Genomic DNA, 263 nt, shown 5'->3' on the forward strand with positions numbered 1-263 from the left:
GCGCGGCCGGCAGCGGCTGGCGGACGTCCATCGCCGCAATCAGCTCGCGCAGCAGCGGCGACACCTCCATGACGCGGCACTGCGCGAGCGTGCCCGTCACCACGGACGGGTCGGCATACAGCGTCCGCAGGAAGGCGGCCTCGACCACCCACACCTCATGCTCGATGCCGGGCGGAATCCAGATCGCCCGCGAGGGCGGCACCACCCAGGCGGTGTCGCCGGCCTGCACACGCAGCACACTGTTGTGGCTATACGCCACCTGC

The 263-nt window shown here is 71.5% G+C and carries 1 protein-coding gene; it reads right to left on the reverse strand.

What is annotated here, in order from left to right; genetic code table 11:
- The coding region (locus L9G74_RS20980) for an AraC family ligand binding domain-containing protein (RefSeq protein WP_238898691.1) at window positions 1-263 on the reverse strand (263 nt) is incomplete at both ends.

The organism is Shewanella electrica (assembly GCF_022321485.1).
GTDB lineage: Bacteria > Pseudomonadota > Gammaproteobacteria > Enterobacterales > Shewanellaceae > Shewanella > Shewanella electrica.